We start from the raw sequence: 16777 nt of genomic DNA, 5'->3' as shown, positions 1-16777 counted from the left end.
GACTTGGGTGGTGCTGACGTGGCCGGCCCTGCGGCGCCCGAGGAACCGGGTGAGAAGAAGGCCGGCTTCCAGGTCCGGCTCACCAACTTCGAGGGCCCGTTCGACCTGCTGCTGCAGCTGATCTTCGCGCACCGGCTGGACGTCACCGAAGTCGCGTTGCACCGGGTCACCGACGAATTCATCGCGTACACCAAGGAGATCGGCAGCCAGCTGGAGCTGGACGAGACGACGGCGTTCCTGGTCGTCGCGGCCACCCTGCTCGATCTGAAGGCCGCGCGCCTGCTGCCCGCCGCCGAGGTCCACGACGAGGACGACCTGGCACTGCTCGAAGTCCGCGACCTGCTCTTTGCGCGGCTGCTGCAGTACCGGGCGTTCAAGCACGTCGCGTTGATGTTCGCCGAGCTCGAAGCCGCGGCGATGCGCAGCTACCCGCGCGCCGTCACCCTGGAAGACCGGTTCACCGAACTGCTGCCCGAGGTGATGCTGGGCGTCGACGCCGACCGCTTCGCCCAGATCGCGGCGAGCGCATTCACGCCGCGTCCGGTGCCGTCGCTGCGGGTCGATCACCTGCATGTGCAGGCGGTGTCGGTGCCCGAGCAAGCGATGAAACTGATGGGGCTGCTGGAGAATCGAGGCGTCGGGGAGTGGGCGTCGTTCACCGAGCTGGTCGCGGACTGCGACGGCGGGATGGAGATCGTCGGGCGGTTCCTGGCGCTATTAGAGCTCTACCGTGCCAAGGCGGTAAACTTCGAGCAGATTGAACCGCTTGGAGTGCTGCAAGTTTCGTGGACCGGGGAGCGGCCGAGGAACGAGCATCTGGCAGCGGCGGTGGAAGAAGACTCATGACAGACAACGACGCGGTGATAACCGCGGACAGCAGCGTGGGCGAGGACGTTGATCCTGACGCCGGTGTGACCGAGGAAGCCGCCGTCGCCGAAGGTGACGAAGCTGACATCGCTTCTGGTGAGGCCGACGAGATCGACACCGAGATCACCGATGACGAGCTGGGCTCGGCGCTGGAGGCCTTGCTTCTGGTGGTCGACACTCCGGCCCCGGTCGACTCGCTGGCCACCGCGCTCGATGAGTCGATCGAGCGGGTCGAGGACAAGCTGCGCCGGATGGCCGCCGAGCTGGCCGAGCGCGGCAGTGGTATCGACCTGCGCGAGGCCGGTGGCGGCTGGCGGATGTACACCCGGGCCCGGTACGCCCCGTACGTCGAGCGGCTGATTCTCGACGGTGCGCGGTCCAAGCTGACCCGCGCGGCGCTGGAGACCCTTGCGGTGGTCGCTTATCGACAGCCGGTAACGCGGGCGCGCGTGAGCGCCGTGCGCGGCGTGAACGTCGACGCGGTGATGCGAACCCTGGCGGCCCGCGGTCTGATCATCGAAGCCGGCACCGATGCCGATAGTGGCGCAACAACTTTCGCCACGACGGAATTATTCCTGGAGCGGTTGGGGTTGACCTCGCTGGCCGAGCTGCCGGAACTCGCGCCGCTGTTGCCGGATGTCGACGTCATCGACGACATCACTGAAACGCTCTCTGAGGAGCCGCGTTTCGCCAAACTTGGCGGAACTCCTGCGCCGGCTGCGCAGCCGGCCAAATTCGACGTAGATCGGGACTTGACATGATGGCCAGTGAAAACGCGGCAGAAGGCGTGCGACTGCAGAAGGTGTTGTCGCAGGCGGGAATTGCCTCCCGCCGCGTCGCCGAGCGGATGATCCTGGACGGCCGGGTGGAGGTCGACGGCGAGATCGTTGTCGAACTCGGCACCCGGGTTCACCCCGACCGGCAGACGATCCGGGTGGACGGCAGCCGGGTGCTCGTCGACGAGGACCTGGTGTATCTGGCGCTCAACAAGCCAAAAGGCATGCACTCCACCATGTCTGATGATCAGGGCCGTCCGTGTATCGGCGACCTGGTCGAGCATCGGGTACGCGGCAACAAGAAGCTCTTCCACGTCGGCCGCCTCGACGCCGAGACCGAGGGGCTGATCCTGCTGACCAACGACGGCGAGCTGGCGCACCGGCTGATGCACCCGTCGTACGAGGTGTCGAAAACCTACCTGGCGACCGTGGCGGGGACTGTGCCCCGCGGGTTGAGCAAGACGATGCGTGAAGGCGTGGAACTGGACGACGGTCCTGTCCATGTCGATGAATTCGCGGTGGTCGACATGGCCGCGGGCAAGTCGCTGGTGAAGATCGTGCTGCACGAGGGCCGCAATCGCATCGTGCGACGGCTCATGGCAGAGGTCGGATTCCCGGTGAAGGAACTGGTGCGCACCCACATCGGCACGGTGGCGCTGGGGGACCAGCGGGTCAACAGCCTGCGGGCGCTGACGCGCAAGGAAGTCGGCGAGCTGTACCAGGCGGTGGGCCTGTGAACGCCGTCGTCATCGCCATCGACGGGCCTGCGGGTACCGGAAAGTCCTCGGTGTCAACGGGTTTGGCGCACGCATTGGGTGCCAACCACATCAACACCGGCGCGATGTACCGCCTCGTGACCCTGGCGGTGCTGCGGGCGGGCATCGACCCGGCCGACGCCGATGCCGTCGTCTCGGTGTGTGAGAAGACCGACTTCTCCGTCAGCTTCGACCCGGACCACGACACGTCGTACCTTGCGGGCGAGGACGTTTCGAACGAAATCCGCGGCGACGCGGTGACTCTCGCGGTGTCGGCCGTGTCTGCCATCCCGGCTGTGCGGAGGCTGCTGGTGCAGCGGCAGCGTGAGCTGATCGCGGCGGCCGGTTCGGTTGTGGTCGAGGGCCGCGACATCGGCACCGTGGTGAAGCCCGACGCCGACCTGAAGATCTTCCTGACCGCCTCGGCCGAGGAGCGCGCCCGCCGGCGCAATGCGCAGAACATCGCAAATGGCCTGGGCGACAACTACGAAGCGGTGCTGGCCGATGTGCAGCGCCGGGACCATCTGGACTCCACGCGCGCGGTATCGCCGCTGCAGGCCGCCGATGATGCGGTCGTGGTCGATTCCAGCGATATGACCCAGGCTGATGTGGTGGCACATCTGCTGGATCTCGTGCAGCAGAAGGTAGGTGTGCGTCAATGAGTGACGACGACGGTGTGTGGTTCGACGAAGGCGACTGGGAGGTCGGCCCGGAGGGCTTCGAAACCGATCTCGAGGAGTACGCCGGCCCGCCCCCGGTGGTGGCCGTGGTCGGGCGACCCAATGTCGGCAAATCGACTCTGGTGAATCGTATTCTGGGCCGGCGCGAAGCGGTGGTCCAGGACATCCCCGGCGTAACCCGGGACCGCGTGTCGTACGACGCGCAGTGGGTCGGGCGCCGGTTCATGGTGCAGGACACCGGCGGGTGGGAACCCGACGCCAAGGGTCTGCAGATGCTGGTCGCCGAGCAGGCCACGGTCGCCATGCGCACTGCCGACGCCATCATCCTGGTGGTCGACGCGGTGGTAGGGGCGACCTCGGCCGATGAGGCCGCGGCCAAGCGGCTGCAGCGCTCCGGCAAGCCGGTGTTCTTGGCGGCCAACAAGGTTGACAACGAGAAGGTGGAATCCGAGGCCGCGGCGCTGTGGTCGCTGGGTCTCGGACAGCCGTATTCGATCAGCGCGATGCACGGCCGGGGCGTCGCCGACTTGTTGGATGCGGTGCTCGAGGTGCTGCCGACGGTGTCCGAAATGGGCGGCGGGACAGGCGGTCCGCGCCGCGTGGCGCTCGTCGGCAAGCCCAACGTCGGCAAGAGCTCGCTGCTGAACAAGCTGTCCGGTGACGAGCGGTCCGTCGTACACGACGTCGCCGGCACCACGGTGGACCCGGTCGACTCGCTGATCGAATTGGACGGCAAGACTTGGCGTTTCGTCGACACGGCCGGTCTGCGCCGCAAGGTCGGCCAGGCCAGCGGTCACGAGTTCTACGCCTCCGTGCGCACGCACGGCGCGATCGACGCCGCCGAGGTCGCCGTCATGCTCATCGACGCCTCCCAGCCGCTGACCGAGCAGGATCTGCGGGTGCTGTCGATGGTGATCGAGGCCGGGCGCGCGCTCGTCATCGCGTTCAACAAGTGGGACCTGGTCGATGAAGACCGGCGGTACCTGCTGGACAAGGAGATCGAGCGCGAGCTGGTGCAGGTCCAGTGGGCGCCGCGCGTCAACATCTCCGCGAAAACCGGTCGGGCCGTGCAGAAGCTGGTGCCGGCGCTGGAGACCTCGCTGGCGTCCTGGGACGCCCGTATCCCGACCGGACGGCTCAACACCTTCCTCAAGGAGATCGTCGCCGCGACGCCGCCGCCGGTGCGTGGCGGCAAGCAGCCGCGCATCCTGTTCGCCACCCAGGCGGCCTCGCGGCCGCCGACATTCGTGCTGTTCACCACGGGCTTCCTGGAGGCCGGTTACCGCCGGTTCCTGGAGCGCCGCCTGCGTGAAGAGTTCGGCTTCGAGGGCAGCCCGATCAAGATCAACGTGCGGGTGCGGGAGAAGCGCGGAACCAAGCGCTGATGGCCGACTCGCTGCCGGACCCGTTTAGGGTCCGGCGGGAGGTCTGAGGTAGGCTTTCCAACCGTTGCCGGTTCGTCCGGTAGCGCCGCGGGCTGTGGCGCAGCTTGGTAGCGCACTTGACTGGGGGTCAAGTGGTCGCAGGTTCAAATCCTGTCAGCCCGACAGATGAAGTAGCAGGTCAGAGGCGGTTTCCGAGAGATCGGAAGCCGCCTTTTCTGTGTCCGCGGCACGCCGTCCGCCAATCGAATTCGCGAGCTCCGGTTGCGCCGCAAGGCGAACCCCGACCGCCTGGCGACCGTGCTGTTGGCTGCGGTCGAAGGCGGGATGCTGCTCGCGCAGGTTCGCCGCGACCCCGCCCCTCTGGAAACGGCACTCGATGACGTCCTCGACCGCATCGACGAGCTCAGGCCCCGACGCGCCCCGGCCCGTCGGTAAGCGGCCGCAGTGCGCATGGCCGGGGGCGGCGCCTGACAGGATCAGTCCCGATTGCGCCTGTCGGTACCTGCGGGGCAGATGGCGAACGGAGATGCGGGAGCCGTAGGGCTGCAGCATCTGGCTGGCCGGTCGGGTCCGCACGTTCAGTGGCCACCAGAACCAGCGACCCAGAAGAGTCGCGATGGACGGTGTCATGAACGACCGCACGATCAGCGTGTCGAAGAGCAGGCCGAGGCCGATCGTGGTGCCGAGTTGACCGAGCATGACGAGATCGCTGACGATGAAGGAGGACATGGTGGCGGCGAACACCAAGCCCGCCGCGGTGACGACGCCGCCGGTACCTGCCATCGCGCGGATGTTTCCGGTCTTGAGTCCCGCGTGCAGCTCCTCCTTGAATCGGGAGATCAGCAGCAGGTTGTAGTCGGCCCCCACCGCCAACAGCAGCATGATGGCAAGCGGCACGATAACCCAATACAGCTGGATGCCGAAGATGTACTGCCACACCAGGATTGACAGCCCCATCGACGCACCTAGGGATAGCGCGACGGTCCCCACGATCACTAGCGCGGCGATCAAGCTTCGGGTGATGAAAACCATGATCAGCAGAATGAGGCTCATTCCGGCCAGCGCGGCGATCATCAGATCGTAGATGGCGCCCCCCTGAATGTCCTTGTAGGTCGCTGCTGTTCCGGCGATGTAGATCTTGGCGTCCGCCAATGGGGTTGCCTTGAGTGCATCAAACGCCGCGTTCCTGAGCGGATCGATGTGCGAGATTCCCTCCGGCGCTGCGGGTTTGCCCTCGTGGGTGATGGTCATGCGGGCGGCGTGGCCGTCCGGGGACATGAACAGTTTCAGGCCGCGCTGGAAGTCGGGGTTGTCGAATGCTTCGGGCGGCAGGTAGAAGGAGTCGTCGTTCTTGGCGTCGTCGAAGGCCTTGCCCAGCGCGGTCGCGGTCTTGAGCGCCTCCGCCGTCTGCGCGTCGATGCCTGCGGTGGTGGCGTAGTTCGAGCGGAGAAGGTCGCGATTGGCCTGCTGAACGGCGAGCTGCGGTGGGATAAGGGCCTCGAGCTGCGGTTGCAAGGCGTTGAGTTTGTCCAGGCTGGCGGTGATTGTCGCGAACTTGTCGGCGAGTTCGCTGACACCGTCGACGGAGTCGAACACCGATCGCAACGCTGCACACGAAGGGATGTCGAAACAGTGTGGCTCCCAGTAGAAATAGTTGCGCAGTGGCCGGAAGAAGTCGTCGAAGTTGGCCAAGTTGTCGCGGACCTGGTTGATGGTATCGACGGCGTCGTGGAATGCCTTCGTCTGGTCGTCGGTCGCGGCGGCGCTCTGGTGCTGCAGTACCAGTTGTCGTTGCAGGATGTCGATCGATTTGGAGGTCTGGTCGATTTGTTTGAGGATGTCCTGGGCCCTGGCCTGCTGGTAACTGAGGTTCATGATGGTGCTGGCGCTGCTCGCGCTGATTTGAAATGGGATGGAGCTGTGGGTGATTGGCGTGCCCAGGGGCCGGGTGATCGACTGGACCAAGGCGATGCCGGGGGTGTGCAGGACAGCCTTGGCCACCCGCTCGAGAACTATCATGTCTGCGGGGTTGCGCATGTCGTGATCGGATTCGATCATCAGCAGCTCGGGGTTGAGTCGCGCCTCGGAGAAGTGGCGTTCGGCAGCCGTGTACCCGACGGCCGCAGGCGACGTGGCGGGCACATACGGTCGGGCATCGAAATCGGTCTTGTACCCAGGCAGCGCGAGGAGGCCGATCAGAGCCATCGCGATCGACGCGACGAGAACGGGAACGGGCCACCGCACGATGACCGTTCCGATGCGGCGCCAGCCGCGGGTGCGCGTCGCGTGTTTGGGCTCGAGCAGCCCAAAGTGGCTGGCCATCACCAGCATCGCGGGGCCCAGCGTGAGCGCGGCCGCCAACGCAACCAGCACGCCGAGGGCGGCCGGCACGCCAAGGCTCTGGAAGTAGGGCAGCCGGGTGAAGCTCAGGCACGCCACCGCCCCGGCGATGGTCAGTCCCGAGCCGACGATGACGTGGATGACGCCGCGGAACATGGTGTAGTACGCGGTTTCTCGATCCTCACCGGCGGAGCGGGCTTCCTGATAGCGCCCGACGACGAAGATCACGTAGTCCGCGCCCGCGGCGATCGCCAGCAGGGTCAGCAGGTTCGTGGTGTAGGTGGACAGGCTGATGATCCCGGAGTTGGCGAGGGCGGCGACGACGCCGCGGGCCGCGGACAGTTCGACCATGACCGTCATCAGCATCAGGATCATGGTGACCAGCGAGCGGTAGACGACCAGCAGCATCACCCCGATGACCGCGAAGGTGACCCCGGTGATCAGGATGTTCTCCGAGCTGCCGATCTCGAAGGTGTCGGTGGTCAGGGGTGCCGCACCGGTGACGCAGGCCTTGACCCCCGGCGGTGGCGGTGTGTCGGCGACGATCTTGCGGATGGCGTCGACCGATTCGTTGGATGTCGACTCACCCTGGTTGCCCACCAGGTACAGCTGCACCAGCGCAGCCTTGCCGTCCTTGCTTTGGGAACCGGCCGCGGTCAGCGGATCACCCCAGAAGTCCTGCACGTGCTCGACATGGGGGTCGGCAGCCAGCTTCTTGACCAGGGTGGCGTAGAACGCGTGGGCGTCGGCGCCCAGGGGTTGATCGCCTTCCAGCACGATCATCGCGTTGCTGTCGGAGTCGAACTCGCCGAACACCTTGCCGATGTGCTTCATCGCCTTCAGCGACGGTGAGTCCGGCGAGCTTTGGGCCACCGTGTGTCTGGCGCCGACGATCTCCAAGGTGGGCACCAGGACGTTGGTCAGGGCGGCGACGGCGACCCAGAAGACGGCGATGGGCACGGCGAATCGGCGGATGTTCCGCGCGACCCGCGACGGCTGAACCGGGTCCTCCATGCGGTGCTCGCTCACGCGGACTTGTCCAGGCAGGAGATGTAGCCGTTCACGTTGGTGGTGGACCTTTCGTCCTTGACGATGCCGTTGACAGTGATGCGGCAGGTGAGAGCGTCTGCATCCCCCTGTGCGCGGAGGTCGGCGAAGAGGGTGGGGTCAGTGGTCGTCAGCAGGTGCGACCAGGGCAGCGTCGTATTGTCGACGCGCTGGGGTTGGGCGTGTTCGTCCAGGTAGTTGATCGTCGCCACCGCCCGCGGACTGCCGAAGACCTCGAACAGGACCCGCTTCGGGTTGTACTTGCTGTTCTCTATCGAGTCGGCGCGCGGCCACGACACCACGTCATTCGAGCCGAAGATGCCGTGCAGGCGGTCCACACCGAAACCCGCGACCGCCACCACGAGCACCGTCATGAGCACTGTCCAGCGTCGCCTGATCACGCTGCCGATCGAAAACCTTTTCATCGCTGTGCCTTTCGATTTTGTGGGAGGCGATCTTCAGCTGATGCCCTCCTGAGCCGACCACGACCACATGAGTGCTTCACGCAGCCCCAGGCGGGGGTGGGAGGTCTCCGCGCCGCGCCGCGACGCCGAGGTCGAAGAGAGAACGGGTCCCGTACGCCTGCAGACGTTGTCTCCAAAAATAGGTCAGACAACTAACTTAACATCGTGATGCGCTAACGGTGCAGTGAGTTGGGAAGTTCGGCTCGCCACGGCGGCCTGGATACAGGGTGTGGCTGTCGCTCGAGTGCTACGCTTTTAGTAAGTCAACCAACTCATTAAGGCAGTGAACATGGTCGGGACGCGCAAGTCGCGGGGAGCTCTGAAACGTCAGCGGCTGATAGAGAGTGCTCGCCGAATGATCTACCACCAGGGTGTCGAGCGGACTACGTTGGCCGACGTCGCGACGGGGGCCGACGTGGCCGTGGGGAACATCTTCTATTACTTCAAGACGAAGGACGAGTTGGTCGACGCGATCGTCGAGGGCTATGCCGGGGAAGGCGCCGAGCTGCTCGCACGTCTGGATCGGCGCCGGACGCCGCGTGCGCGTCTGAAAGGTTTCGTCGAAGAGCTCGATGCCACGCGCGATTCCATCTCGCAGTACGGGTGCAAGATCGGAACGCTCGCCTCCGAGCTGAACAAGCGGTGCGGGACGGAAACGTCCGTCGGCAGTCAGGAGCTGCTGGGTTCGGTAATCGATTGGGCCGAGCGGCAATTCCAGGAGATGGGACAACCCGACGCGCGCGATCTGGCGGTCACATTGGTCGCCGCCTACCAGGGGATCGCCGTGCTCACCCACTCCTTGCGCGACCCCGACCTGATGCACCGTCAGAGTCGGCGCCTGTTGCGGTGGATCGACGATGTGGCCGATCGTGCAGCCGAGGCGGCACCCCTGTCATGAGTCACCCCGCGTGACCGGTTACCGACGCCAGCGCCAGGACACCGTCCAGACCCTGAACGGATCGATCAGCATCAACGCCTCAGCGGAAAAGGTGTGGGAGCTGATCACCACGGTGAACACGATCCCGGAGTGGTATGACGCCTGGGACTCCGTCGATCCTGAGACGGCTGACGTGCGACTACAGCTGGGCACCACGTTTCGCCTCATCAGCCGTCGCAAGGGCCGCGATCACACGGCCCGATGCCGGGTCACCGACGCGCAGGCGCCCACCCGGTTGCAATGGGAGCAATCGGCCCTTCACGTTCCCACCATGTTGGTGACCTTTTTGGTCATCGCCGACGGCAACCTCACAGGTCCGACCCTGCTGCACCACACCCGAAGCTGGACAACCCAGTGAACCCCTTCTTGGGCAGGTTCCTCCCGCACCGTGCCGTGGCACGCCGACGCGAACTCACTGCGGCCCAAATTCACTCAACCGTGTACGGCGCCGCGCCAACCCAAGCAGTATCAAGTGTTTTCGCAATCAAGGGTTGTTAGCCCTCACGACGACAAGGAGTCTGGATGACCATCACTTTGACGAACCCGCAAAGCCTGCCCAGGGTCGACTTTCACCGCCAGGTCTCGATAGCGACTGGTTCCAAACTCGTGTTCATGGCCGGGCAGGTCGCCTGGGACGCCGACGGGACGCTGGTCGGCGAGGGCGACCTCGCCGCGCAGGTCGAGCAGTGCTATCTCAACGTCGGCGCCGCCCTTGCCGAGATTGGCGGCTCCCTCGACGACATCGCCAAGATGACCATCTACGTGGTGGACTGGACCGTGGACAAAATGCCGATGCTGCAGCAGGGCCGCGCCCAAGCCTGCGCCAAACTCGGTATCGACACGTTCCTGCCGCCGGGCACGTTGATCGGTGTCGGCGCCTTGTTCATGCCTCAAATCCTCGTCGAGGTGGAGGCGATCGCGGTTCTCGATTAGCAAGGCTCGTTGGCGGTGAGGTTACTGCAACGCGGATTGGCCGCCGCGCAAAAGTTCGGGTGGTGAATGCGCCGAACGCGAACCTCCCGGTGCGCGAGATCCCGAGTACGTCGGCCGGACAACCTCCAAACAGCTTGTGGCACAGGCATCAGTTGCCGTAGACCCGGTCGGGACGGATGAGCACCGCTGCCCGGCGCTCCTCGGCCATCACCCGGTCGTAGTCATCCCAGTCGTCGTGTTCGCCGCCGGCCGCGGTGAAGATCGCTCGAAGCAGCAGCCGGAGGCCTTCGGCGTCCAGCCAGGGTTGGGGGTCGTCGGGTCCGGCGAGTTCTGCGCTCCCTTCGACCGCCGCCCAGTGCCAACCGTTGCGGAAGGTGGCCGTGACTTGGGGTCGAGCCCGCAAGTTCGCCAGCTTTACCGGGCCCACCGCGACCAAGGCCAAGATCGTCTCCCCGGTCATCGGATGGGCCATCACGCCGGCGTTGACGAGCGACGACTGGATGGTGCCGTTGGCTCGCAACGTCGACACCACCACCAGGCCTTGTTCGTGGCTGGATAGTGATGCTGCTTTTCGAAGGGTCGTCACGGAATATCCTTCTCGTCGTCGTGGTCTATGTGCTCGTCGTTTACGGCTCTGCCGCCGCCGACGCGGGGTGTGGTGCGTGCCTTTCGGCCTTGGCGGGGTGGCGTTTTGGGGTCAGGCCGGTCTGACAGCGACGGTGGATCATCGCGCTGTCCGTTTCCGCTCAGTTCGTACGGTAGGTCCGTGGTGGCCGACCAGATGATCCCGCGAAGCGGTGGATGGCTTCGTCGGCATTCCGCTGTATTGCGGGGTTACTGAAGTCGGCGAGGATCTCGGACTGATCCACCAGGGGCCCAATGACTTTGCCTGGTGCGCTGGCGTAGAACACGCCGCTGCGTAACTGTTGGTCGATAACGCCATCGACCAGCCGCTGGGCACCCGTCTCCAATCGGTGTCCGCGCCCCAGCGCAGGCAGGACGTATGGCAACAGAAGATGATTCATCAAGGCCCGAATGACGGGGCCCATATCGCGTAAGGCGTCGGTTCCTGCGGTGTTGCCCGGGCTCACGGTGAGTAGCCGCAGGTCCGGATGCTGTCGTGCGAGTGCCGACATCCACAACGCACCAAGGTATTTCACCTGTCCGTAAGCGAGGAATGCATTGAACTTGTGCTGCTTGAAGAACGAACCGTCGATCACGCTGGCGAACTCCTCGACTGAGTGGTTCGCGAACGTGGGCTGCGGCATCCTCATCGAGGGAACTCCGCGCGCAGCTTCGCTGCCGACCAGGACCGCCGCATCGGTCAGAGCGCCGGCGGCGAGGAGACTCTCGAGCAGTATGACGTGGCCCAGTACGTTGGAACCGAAGACGTGGGTGACGCCATCAGCGGTGAGCGCCAGCGGTGTTGGGCCGCCGGTGCCGCCGGCGTTCATGACGACGGAATGCAGTGGGTCATCCAAGGTGCTCAGAGCGGACCGCACCGAGTCCAAGTCGGTCAGGTCCATGCGCACTACGGTGAAGATGGGCCTGCCAGTACGGCGCTCCAGGTCGGCGGCCGCGGACTGCCCGCTGTCAGCGTTGCGACACGCCAGATAGATCTTGTCGAAATCGCCCGCGAGAGCGAGTTGACGCGCGACCTCTTTCCCGAGCCCAACGTTGGCGCCGGTGATCAGAACTGCTTTGGAAGACGTTGCAGCCATGCTGTTTTCCTTTCGATAGAGACTTCGCGTTGGCACGAGCTGGCCGGCTAGCGTCTTCCTCGTTTCTGGATTATCGGCCACATAATCGTGCGTATTTTTTGGGTCGCTCACTACATAATTGTGTCGATGCGTGCTGATGTCAACCGGTGCATCGGCCAACGTACGGATTCGGGTCTGGTGTCTAATGCGCGACAGCAAGACATATTTCAAGCTTCCATGCAAAGGTCTAGGCGTCCACGGCGCTCTAGCTGTCGTAACAGCGTCCGCGCGGGTTGCGCCACAGATTATGTAGCGCACACTTCACAAACTGGTCACGCTGACGCTACGCTGACTTCAGGTGGCCCCGTGCGCAGGTTCGCACAGACCGCCCGACAGCATGAGGCAAATCGGAAAGGGGGATCAGGGCAGCGGGGCCCGCAGAGCCGGATCTCGTCAGACCTGGCCAACATGATGGCAGCGATGGAATTGGCCTCCGAGCCGCATCGGCTCACGCCCAAAGGGCGAGCCACGCGGGAGCGAATCGTGGCGGCAGCAGCCCAGCTGATCTACGACCAAGGTGTCGCCGGTACGAGTCTTGGCGACGTCCAGAAGGCGGCCGGCGTTGGCTCGTCGCAGGTGTATCACTACTTCGGGGACAAGAACTCCCTGATCAGGGCCGTCATCGCCCACCGCATTCAGGCTCTGCTGGCAACGCTGGGGAATCTGGACAACATGGACGGGTTGCGCGCCTGGCGAGACTTCGTCGTCGACACATATCGCCAGCAGAACTGCGAGGGCGGCTGCCCCGTCGGGTCGCTGGTCGGTGAGCTGGCTGAGCCCTTCCCGGAATGTCGAGCCGACCTCGCTGGTGGATTCGACCAGTGGGAAGCGGCGATCCGCGCAGGCCTCCAGGCCATGTCCGATCGGGGCGATCTGCGCCGCACGGCCAACCCCGACCGCCTGGCGACCGCACTGTTGGCCGCGGTCCAAGGCGGCATCCTGCTCGCGCAGGTTCACCGCGACCCCGCCCCCTTGGAAACGGCCCTTGATGAGGTCCTCGACCGCATCGAGGACCTCCGGCCGCGACGTGCGCCGACCCGTCGGTGAGACCGCGACGACGTGCCCTTCGGGTCGGATCGTCCCGCGAATACCTCAGTGCCACGACGGCACCAGCCGAACAGGGAAGATTGCGGCGCCGATGAGCACAAGAAGTCGTCAGTACCCTTGCACCACAACAGAAATCACCGCTGACAGCGAGAAAGTGCCCACGAAACCCGTGGAGCGCCACGAGTGTGACGAGCCAAGATCGTCACAGAGTGTCACGCTGCCGAATTCGTGTGGGGGCCGACCCGGTGTTACGTCTGGGTGCTGGAATACCATCCTGCGACGGCAACGACTACGGCAGTGCAGTGGTCTGGATTCGGGCGCACAAGGGGCACGAGGCCCAGAAGCGTGCAGAGAGGAAGCACCTCGTAGGCGTGGCCGGCAGAACCTACCCGGAACCCGCTGCTACAGGTTCGCGTACGTTCGTAGAAAATCAAGTCCAAGAACCTAACGCAGCATTCAACGAAAGCCACCATGTCCCAGGATCAGAACACAGACGTTCCACCGAATCATCTCTCCATCGATCCGCGCAGCGCCTTCTATGACGAAGAGACGCTCCTCCGCGGCGTGGGTATCCGCTTCAATGGCGTCGAGAAGACCAATGTGTGCGAATACAACGTCGCCGAGGGGTGGGTGCGTGTGGAAGTCCCTACCGCCAAGGATCGCCGCGGAAATCCGATGGTCGTCAAGCTCAGCGGCACGGTTGAACCGTATTTCCGCCTCGAAAAATAGCGACGGCATCGCGATATCGAACCTCTGCATCAGCATGCCCTTGGCCAGGCCAACGATGTCGCGATGGGCGAGGGCACCGCGGTACGGGAGCGCGGCGTCAGTTCAGCGGGACCCATCCGCGCGGGTCGACATCCGTGGGCACCGCACGCACGTAGAAGCAGTTGCTGAACCCTAGTGCGCCTTCGCAGTGGTTGAAGATGCCGTTGCGGTCGGCTTGTCCGTCGCAGTATCCGCCCCAGGGTGTGTTGATGCATTGTCCTGGTGTGGCGTGGGCTACGCCGATAGGGCTGAGTGCGATCACGGCGGCGATCGCAAGTGCGGTTTTCATCAGCCCATCCCTCCTTCGTTCAATTGATTCGGCTCGCGTGTGGTGATGGTGTTGCCCCGGATCGAGTCGAGCCACAACTTCTGCTGCATCGAGTTCTTGGCGTGCTGTGTGACGTCGACGGTCAACTCGGTGCGCTTCTGGTGGGTTGCCTTCACCAGGCCCATAAATTCCGATGGTAGGCCGATTTCGGGAGCGCTGAGAACGTTATTGGCGTAGGCGAGAACCGCCCTCAGTGGAATGTCGAGACCGGGGTGTGACGCCTGAGGCGGATGGGGATATCTCTCGAACTGAGATACGTAATATCAAGGCCGCCAACAGGTTTGATTCCGGCAATATGGCGGGCGCCTCAGGCTGTCTGGCCTAGTGGTTGCAGACACTGCGGGCGTTGGGCCCAGTGGGATTGATGGTGCCATGCCAAACAGATAGCTTGATGTGGCTCTGGTGGACTGATGGTCGCGTGCGTCAACGCGGTGAGAGGAGAACGATCCTGGACACCACTGGTGCGCCCACGATCACGACAGAGATCCCTGGCTCCTTCGAATGGGGTGTGTTCCATGAGCGGCACCCAAAGCTGATTAGTCAGGTGCTGGACACAACGCCGTACACCTCCGCCGAACAGGTGACGCTGCAACAGCTTCTCGTCGAGAGCACCACGGGTGTTCTCGAGCCGTTGCCCGAGAAGGCTCATGACCGGGAGGATTGGCTGGCCTGGGGAGAGCACCTCTACGGACGGCCGTGGGGTGAGCTGCCGTTCCTGTGGAGCGAAAGCTACTTCTACCGCCGATTGCTCGAGGCTGTCGGCTACTTCGGGGCGGGCGCCTGGCGCGGAGTCGACCCGTTCGCTCCCGTCAAGAACGCGGAGTTGACGGGACCAGCGGTCGATGAAGAACTGAGTGCGCTCGCCGACTTGACGGAGCGGCCGGGGGACCAGCAGCACGACGCGCTGCTGGTTGCCGCCCTCTGGGGTAACCGCGCCGACCTCAGCTTCCAGCTCCAAAAGAACGCAGCCGCCGCCGAAGCGCGGTCGGAGGGCCTGCTCGTCGACGACAGCGCGTTGCTCTGGTCTGCCCTCAGCTCACAGGACAACCCGATCGTCTGCGTCGTAGCAGACAACGCCGGACGCGAGCTGCTGGCGGATCTCGCCCTGGCCGACAGTCTGCTCACTCAACGTCTTGCGGCCGAGATTGTGCTGTACGTCAAGCCGCACCCCTACTACGTGTCGGATGCGACCATGGCCGACGTGCTGACGGTCATCCAACGGTTGAGGACCGAGCCACGCCCGCAGATCGGCAGGATCGGCGACCGGCTCTGGCACGCTGTGCGCAGCGGCCGACTCAAGGTGCGCACCCACAGGTTCTTTTGTGCACCGCTGGCGTTTCACGACATGCCGGACGAACTCGCGGCCGAATTTGCGACCGCCACGATGACCCTGATGAAAGGCGACCTCAACTATCGGCGCCTCGTCGGAGACCGGTACTGGCCCGCCACCACCTCCTTCAACGAAACCGTGGGCTATTTTCCGTCTCCGGTGGCGGCCCTACGGACGTTGAAATCGGAAGTGGTCGTCGGCCTCACGTCCGAGCAATTCGCGGAACTCGATGCCACTGGACAGCGATGGCGAACCAACGGAAGGTACGCCTTGATCCAAGTTCGCGGCGAGTAGTTCAGGCCACTACCGGCTTGACCTGAGGGGCCGGCACCGACCCGGTGGTGAGTCGTTCTCGCATCCAGTCCTTACCGCCCTCGAGTTCGAACGGCGCGTAGTGCGGGTTCGGGTTGCTGGCCAGGAACACGGCGCCGCTGATCATGGCCTCGATCACGGCGAATACTTCGTTGAAGGGCGCATGGAGCGATACCGCGATCTGCCCGGCGAGGGAGAACGGGTTGCTGGTCCAGTCGTTCATCACTGCCTCGTAGACAGCGGCTTTGACCGCGCTCGCCTGGTCGTCACTGTTCTCGGCGAAGATGTCGCCTTTGCGGTAGACGTCCACCCAAGTGTCGGGCTTGGCGGGGAAGCCGGGCAGACCGAACCGCTGGTTCGGGTCCAGGCCGTGGGTACCGGTCGCTGTCACCCATGGTCGGGCCCAGGATGCGATCGAATCGGTCTGCCGGCACGGGTTGGCATACGCCAGAACGCCTTTGAGGTCGGGGGCGCGCCAGGCCAGCGGCTGATCGGGCTGTAGGTAACGGAAGTAGAAGTACGACCCGACGATCCCGCCCTGGGAGTAAACGCCGAGTGACCACGGCGTGCCCTCCGGGAACGGTACGCCGTTGTCCATCTGGGCGGCGCCGAGCAAGCGGGCAAGTTCGTTGACACCGCTGTCATTGTCGAACGGGAGCGCGCCGTTGTTGTAGCCGATCGGCTGATGATGGCAGATGCCTTCGGCCTCAAGGGTTGTGGCGGTGTCTGCGACGGGCCCGCTGAACATGTCCGACAAGTGACCTTCGACCGTGAACATGATCGGGCGCAGATCCGGCGGTGGTGGAGCGTAGTGGGCGGCCTGCGCGGTCGCTTCGTCGAAGATGCCGGTCTGGGGGAGCCCCAGCCGCCGTTGCATTTCAGTAACCGCGGCGCCGTCACCGTACATGCCATCTTTCGCCGGCGCGTACGCGCGGTACACACGCTGGAACCATGCTTGCCAGTATTCGATTTCTGTTCCGTGGGCTCCGGGCCCATACGGTAGAGGCATCGGGGTGCTCCCTTCTTGTCGTGTCGCGCCGGCGCCCGG

The 16777-nt window shown here is 64.6% G+C and carries 17 protein-coding genes, 1 tRNA gene and 1 pseudogene; 12 read left to right on the top strand and 7 right to left on the bottom strand.

The annotated features are described in order from the left end of the window. The first annotated feature begins 3 nt into the window (after positions 1 to 3). The 6 genes from G6N59_RS04665 to G6N59_RS04640 all read left to right on the top strand — a co-directional run bounded on the left by G6N59_RS04665 (position 4) and on the right by G6N59_RS04640 (position 4625). A complete protein-coding gene (locus G6N59_RS04665; protein WP_234884281.1) occupies positions 4 to 846 on the top strand; it encodes a segregation/condensation protein A in 843 nt (280 codons plus the stop codon). Beyond that, complete coding sequence (gene scpB, locus G6N59_RS04660; protein ID WP_138231008.1) at positions 843 to 1628, top strand: SMC-Scp complex subunit ScpB; 786 nt, start codon at positions 843 to 845, stop codon at positions 1626 to 1628. Before G6N59_RS04665 ends, scpB begins: the two co-directional genes overlap by 4 nt. Continuing rightward, complete coding sequence (locus tag G6N59_RS04655) at positions 1628 to 2380, top strand: pseudouridine synthase (RefSeq protein WP_138231028.1); 753 nt, start codon at positions 1628 to 1630, stop codon at positions 2378 to 2380. Before scpB ends, G6N59_RS04655 begins: the two co-directional genes overlap by 1 nt. After that, positions 2377 to 3060, top strand: a complete 684-nt coding sequence (gene cmk, locus G6N59_RS04650; protein WP_138231007.1) for a (d)CMP kinase — start codon at positions 2377 to 2379, stop codon at positions 3058 to 3060. The genes G6N59_RS04655 and cmk overlap by 4 nt, the downstream gene beginning before the upstream one ends. Next, positions 3057 to 4463 carry a ribosome biogenesis GTPase Der gene (der, locus tag G6N59_RS04645; RefSeq protein ID WP_138231006.1) on the top strand — a complete coding sequence of 469 codons (1407 nt, stop codon included), beginning with the start codon at positions 3057 to 3059 and terminating at the stop codon, positions 4461 to 4463. The genes cmk and der overlap by 4 nt, the downstream gene beginning before the upstream one ends. A gap of 88 nt (positions 4464 to 4551) precedes the next feature. Continuing rightward, positions 4552 to 4625, top strand: a tRNA-Pro gene (locus tag G6N59_RS04640). Positions 4626 to 4973: 348 nt separating this feature from the next. Here G6N59_RS04640 and G6N59_RS04635 read toward each other — a convergent pair. Beyond that, a pseudogene (locus G6N59_RS04635) lies at positions 4974 to 7817 on the bottom strand (MMPL/RND family transporter); the annotation flags it as partial. Positions 7818 to 7828: 11 nt separating this feature from the next. Beyond that, a complete protein-coding gene (locus G6N59_RS04630) occupies positions 7829 to 8275 on the bottom strand; it encodes an MmpS family transport accessory protein (protein WP_138231005.1) in 447 nt (148 codons plus the stop codon). A 328-nt stretch (positions 8276 to 8603) separates the two neighbouring features. On the opposite strand from G6N59_RS04630, the gene G6N59_RS04625 reads away from it, so the two are divergent. From G6N59_RS04625 to G6N59_RS04615, 3 genes are all read left to right on the top strand, one after another. Then, on the top strand, positions 8604 to 9212 hold the full coding sequence (locus G6N59_RS04625; RefSeq protein WP_138231004.1) for a TetR/AcrR family transcriptional regulator: 609 nt from the start codon (positions 8604 to 8606) through the stop codon (positions 9210 to 9212). Positions 9213 to 9222: 10 nt separating this feature from the next. After that, entirely contained in the window at positions 9223 to 9609 is a 387-nt protein-coding gene (locus tag G6N59_RS04620; RefSeq protein ID WP_163910977.1) for an SRPBCC family protein, read from the top strand. 164 nt (positions 9610 to 9773) lie between these two features. After that, positions 9774 to 10184, top strand: coding sequence for a RidA family protein (locus G6N59_RS04615; RefSeq protein WP_138231002.1), 411 nt, complete (start codon positions 9774 to 9776; stop codon positions 10182 to 10184). Between the two features lie 148 nt (positions 10185 to 10332). Here the strand turns inward: G6N59_RS04615 and G6N59_RS04610 are convergent, their stop codons facing one another. Together G6N59_RS04610 and G6N59_RS04605 are read right to left on the bottom strand one after the other, a co-directional pair. Continuing rightward, positions 10333 to 10770 carry a TIGR03618 family F420-dependent PPOX class oxidoreductase gene (locus G6N59_RS04610; RefSeq protein ID WP_138231001.1) on the bottom strand — a complete coding sequence of 146 codons (438 nt, stop codon included), beginning with the start codon at positions 10768 to 10770 and terminating at the stop codon, positions 10333 to 10335. Positions 10771 to 10930: 160 nt separating this feature from the next. Continuing rightward, positions 10931 to 11905 (bottom strand): SDR family NAD(P)-dependent oxidoreductase, encoded by a 975-nt coding sequence (locus tag G6N59_RS04605; RefSeq protein WP_138231000.1) that lies wholly within the window; start codon positions 11903 to 11905, stop codon positions 10931 to 10933. 522 nt (positions 11906 to 12427) lie between these two features. Between G6N59_RS04605 and G6N59_RS04600 the strand changes: the two genes are divergently transcribed. Continuing rightward, a complete protein-coding gene (locus tag G6N59_RS04600; protein WP_234884277.1) occupies positions 12428 to 12991 on the top strand; it encodes a TetR/AcrR family transcriptional regulator in 564 nt (187 codons plus the stop codon). Positions 12992 to 13462: 471 nt separating this feature from the next. Beyond that, positions 13463 to 13720, top strand: a complete 258-nt coding sequence (locus G6N59_RS04595) for a DUF3297 family protein (protein ID WP_138230998.1) — start codon at positions 13463 to 13465, stop codon at positions 13718 to 13720. A 97-nt stretch (positions 13721 to 13817) separates the two neighbouring features. On the opposite strand, the gene G6N59_RS04590 is transcribed toward G6N59_RS04595, so the two are convergent. Both G6N59_RS04590 and G6N59_RS04585 read right to left on the bottom strand, forming a co-directional pair. Next, positions 13818 to 14048: a hypothetical protein gene (locus G6N59_RS04590; RefSeq protein WP_138230997.1), complete on the bottom strand. Its 231-nt coding sequence runs from the start codon at positions 14046 to 14048 to the stop codon at positions 13818 to 13820. Next, positions 14048 to 14212, bottom strand: a complete 165-nt coding sequence (locus G6N59_RS04585; RefSeq protein ID WP_163910974.1) for a hypothetical protein — start codon at positions 14210 to 14212, stop codon at positions 14048 to 14050. The genes G6N59_RS04590 and G6N59_RS04585 overlap by 1 nt, the downstream gene beginning before the upstream one ends. Positions 14213 to 14478: 266 nt before the next feature. On the opposite strand from G6N59_RS04585, the gene G6N59_RS04580 reads away from it, so the two are divergent. Continuing rightward, positions 14479 to 15711, top strand: coding sequence for a damage-control phosphatase ARMT1 family protein (locus G6N59_RS04580; protein ID WP_268815805.1), 1233 nt, complete (start codon positions 14479 to 14481; stop codon positions 15709 to 15711). 1 nt (position 15712) lies between these two features. Here G6N59_RS04580 and G6N59_RS04575 read toward each other — a convergent pair whose 3' ends face one another. Beyond that, positions 15713 to 16738, bottom strand: a complete 1026-nt coding sequence (locus tag G6N59_RS04575; protein WP_138230996.1) for a peptidoglycan-binding domain-containing protein — start codon at positions 16736 to 16738, stop codon at positions 15713 to 15715. Positions 16739 to 16777: the final 39 nt, after the last annotated feature.

Source organism: Mycolicibacterium aubagnense, from assembly GCF_010730955.1.
Classification (GTDB): Bacteria; Actinomycetota; Actinomycetes; order Mycobacteriales; family Mycobacteriaceae; genus Mycobacterium; species Mycobacterium aubagnense.
Note: the sequence above shows the minus strand (reverse complement) of the source record. Positions and strands in the feature narration are given on the sequence as shown.

What these genes read in the sequence shown, in the direction of transcription:
- G6N59_RS04590 (WP_138230997.1), bottom strand. Translation starts at nt 14,048, where the DNA reads ATGAAAACCGCACTTGCGATCGCCGCCGTGATCGCACTCAGCCCTATC.
- G6N59_RS04580 (WP_268815805.1), top strand. Translation starts at nt 14,479, where the DNA reads ATGTGGCTCTGGTGGACTGATGGTCGCGTGCGTCAACGCGGTGAGAGG.
- der (WP_138231006.1), top strand. Translation starts at nt 3,057, where the DNA reads ATGAGTGACGACGACGGTGTGTGGTTCGACGAAGGCGACTGGGAGGTC.
- G6N59_RS04655 (WP_138231028.1), top strand. Translation starts at nt 1,628, where the DNA reads ATGGCCAGTGAAAACGCGGCAGAAGGCGTGCGACTGCAGAAGGTGTTG.
- scpB (WP_138231008.1), top strand. Translation starts at nt 843, where the DNA reads ATGACAGACAACGACGCGGTGATAACCGCGGACAGCAGCGTGGGCGAG.
- G6N59_RS04615 (WP_138231002.1), top strand. Translation starts at nt 9,774, where the DNA reads ATGACCATCACTTTGACGAACCCGCAAAGCCTGCCCAGGGTCGACTTT.
- G6N59_RS04625 (WP_138231004.1), top strand. Translation starts at nt 8,604, where the DNA reads ATGGTCGGGACGCGCAAGTCGCGGGGAGCTCTGAAACGTCAGCGGCTG.
- G6N59_RS04575 (WP_138230996.1), bottom strand. Translation starts at nt 16,738, where the DNA reads ATGCCTCTACCGTATGGGCCCGGAGCCCACGGAACAGAAATCGAATAC.
- G6N59_RS04595 (WP_138230998.1), top strand. Translation starts at nt 13,463, where the DNA reads ATGTCCCAGGATCAGAACACAGACGTTCCACCGAATCATCTCTCCATC.
- G6N59_RS04630 (WP_138231005.1), bottom strand. Translation starts at nt 8,275, where the DNA reads ATGAAAAGGTTTTCGATCGGCAGCGTGATCAGGCGACGCTGGACAGTG.
- G6N59_RS04605 (WP_138231000.1), bottom strand. Translation starts at nt 11,905, where the DNA reads ATGGCTGCAACGTCTTCCAAAGCAGTTCTGATCACCGGCGCCAACGTT.
- G6N59_RS04585 (WP_163910974.1), bottom strand. Translation starts at nt 14,212, where the DNA reads ATGGGCCTGGTGAAGGCAACCCACCAGAAGCGCACCGAGTTGACCGTC.